Annotated in this window: 3 protein-coding genes and 1 other RNA gene; 3 read left to right on the forward strand and 1 reads right to left on the reverse strand. The window is 27.4% G+C overall.

The genetic code is table 4. The annotated features are described in order from the left end of the window. Positions 1–170 precede the first annotated feature (170 nt). Complete coding sequence (locus ACNF36_RS02945) at positions 171–761, forward strand: FMN-dependent NADH-azoreductase (protein WP_418303671.1); 591 nt, start codon at positions 171–173, stop codon at positions 759–761. Positions 762–821: 60 nt separating this feature from the next. Here ACNF36_RS02945 and rnpB read toward each other — a convergent pair. Then, positions 822–1,099: RNase P RNA component class B (rnpB, locus tag ACNF36_RS02950), an RNA gene on the reverse strand. 153 nt (positions 1,100–1,252) lie between these two features. On the opposite strand from rnpB, the gene ACNF36_RS02955 reads away from it, so the two are divergent. Together ACNF36_RS02955 and ACNF36_RS02960 are read left to right on the forward strand one after the other, a co-directional pair. After that, a complete protein-coding gene (locus ACNF36_RS02955; protein ID WP_257088770.1) occupies positions 1,253–1,900 on the forward strand; it encodes a chromate transporter in 648 nt (215 codons plus the stop codon). Beyond that, positions 1,900–2,553 carry a chromate transporter gene (locus tag ACNF36_RS02960; protein WP_418303672.1) on the forward strand — a complete coding sequence of 218 codons (654 nt, stop codon included), beginning with the start codon at positions 1,900–1,902 and terminating at the stop codon, positions 2,551–2,553. Before ACNF36_RS02955 ends, ACNF36_RS02960 begins: the two co-directional genes overlap by 1 nt. Positions 2,554–2,664: the final 111 nt, after the last annotated feature.

Here is a 2,664-nt window from a genome sequence, read left to right on the forward strand (position 1 = left end):
AATAATTTTTACAGTTGGTATTTGTTAATTAATACCAACTTTTTATATTATTTTTGTGTTTTATCATACCTATTATTAAAAGTTTGCTAAAATATAACTAATATAAAAAGTTATTTTTTAAGCTAAAAAATAACTAAATATTAACTTTTTATAAAAATTAAGGGGGAAATATGAAAAAAGTATTAATTTTAGATGGAAATCTTTTACAAAATGAAAAATCATACTCAACTAACATTTTAAATTACATTGAAGAAGCACTTAAATCAAAAGAAAATCTATCAATCGAAAGAGTGGACTTATCAACTACAAAGCTAAATGAACATTTTTTAACTAAGCAAACATTTACAACTTATTACACAGATGTTGAGACAGATGAATGAATTCAAAAACTTAAAGAAACTGATTTATTAATCATTTCAAACCCAATGATTAACTTTGGACCTAGTGTCATAGTTAAAAATTTCATCGATGCTATTTCAGTTGCTAATAAAACATTTAGTTACAAATACTCAAAGCAAGGTGATGCAATTCCTTTATTAACTAACTTAAATACAGTTATAGTTTCAACTCAAGGTGCACCACAGGGTTGATACACTTGAGGCAATCACTCTGATTGATTAAAAGGAACATTTAAATTCTTAACAGGTAATGATTCGAAAGAAATTAAATACTTTGGAACAAAAGTTTCTCCAATTAATCAAACTGAACCAAATCACGTTGATGAACACATCAAAGAACAAGTAAATCAAATATTTAACTAATCCATCATTTGGTGGATTTTTTATATTAAATAAAAAACATTCAGTTGCCTGAATGCTTGCATCTATAAGCCGTGTTCTGTCTAGGTCGACAATTTATCTAATGACTTAATGTCACTCCATTATTTTATTCAGTTCTAAAATAATGATTCCTCTACCAAAATTTGAGTTTCTAACTCGTGGAGTTTACCCGTTTCATATTTCTCGTCTCTGTGGCACTAGTCGTTTATACACATAATGCATAACCTAAGCTTATTTGGCCTAGCACGATCACTACCATCATCGCAGATGGTGTTAGCACGGACTTTCCTCTACATAAAATGCAGCTGTCGACTGATGCAAATATATAATAGCATTTTATTTATTTTATAGTCATAAAAATCTTAAAAATTCTTAAATTCATCTAAATTAATGAGAAAAATCATTAAACTTTTTATTATTGTTTAGTTATTTTGAAAAAACTATAAAATATTGCTAAATAAATAGGAGACATAATGAATAAAAATAAGAAAAAAGTTAGTTTTTGAGAATTATTTTGATTTATTATCAAAGTTACTTTTATTGGATTCGGTGGAGGTAATGCCCTTTTACCAGTTATCAAAAAAGAGGCAGTTGATAATAAAAAATGAATAACTAACGAAGAAATGGATGATATTGTAATTGTTACAAATATGCTTCCAGGTGCTTCGGTTATTCAAACACTTTCGTATATATCTATAAGTCTTTTAGGCAAATTTAAGGGAACCTTAGTTACTTTATTAGGAATATTACCTCACGTAATATTTGCATTTATTTTCTTAGTTATCTTGACTAAATATATACCTAGCGAGTACTTAAAAATAATTTCAGTCGGTGTGCTTGTTTCAATTATTGCTTTTCTGATTGCATTTGCACAAAGATATATAAAGCAATCTAAACAATCACTCAAATTACCAGTCTGATTAATTATTATGCTCTTTTCAATTTGTGTTTCATTGTTTGTTCCATCGCCTTACAATTTACCAATTTTCTCAATTGTAATTATCTTATTTGTCTTTGCTGTAGTTTTTTTAGTAAATAAAAAGCACTTTATCAATAAGCAATCATTAAATAAATCACTTGAGGAAAATGGGATTACCTTCATTAAAAAAGGAGGTAAATAATGCTACTTACTGCTTTATTAGTTTGCTTGCCTCTTTTAATTTTAATTTCGCTTTCAATCTTTGGTGGTGGTCAAGTTTTTATGCCAATATTCCAATGATTGTGAAACTTTTTAGCGCAAGTTTTTGGAGCAAATGTTGATGAAAACGCAATCAATAATGTGTTTGCAATTTCAAACACTACACCTGGTGTTGTGTCAACTAAATTTGCATTTTTCACAGGTTACCTAGTTGCATCTGGTCAATGATGAGGTTATATAGCGGTTTTCTTAACTTATGTAATTTTCTGCTTACCAGCTATTATAGTTATGGTAATTGCAATGAAGTATATTAAAAAATTTAAAACTAATACTTTCATTGCTAATATGTTAATCATTATGAAACCAATTGTTTCAGGAATAATTATTGCTCTTGCGATTCAATTATTCATCTCTATTTATGTACCTGAAATTTTCTTTAATTCATCTTCTAAAGGTTATGCAGGATGGACAAGCAATAATTATTTTGTGGGATACAAAAATATTCTGTTAAAAATCTATGTACCAATAGGTATTTTAGGTTCATATTACTTCGCTAAAAGAAGAATTTCTCTATTCTGAATTATTCTTATAAATATAGCAATTTCACTTATTTTATTTGCTCCTTATGCTGGATAATTAAAATCAAAAAATGAACAGTGTTTTTTAATAATTTAAACTAGGACAAGTCTTATAGACAATTTATAAAAAACTCAAAGCATCTCAACATTGTTGAGGTGTTTTTCAATT

Source organism: Mycoplasma sp. 4463 (assembly GCF_048381515.1).
Lineage (GTDB): Bacteria > Bacillota_I > Bacilli_A > Mycoplasmatales > Metamycoplasmataceae > Mycoplasmopsis.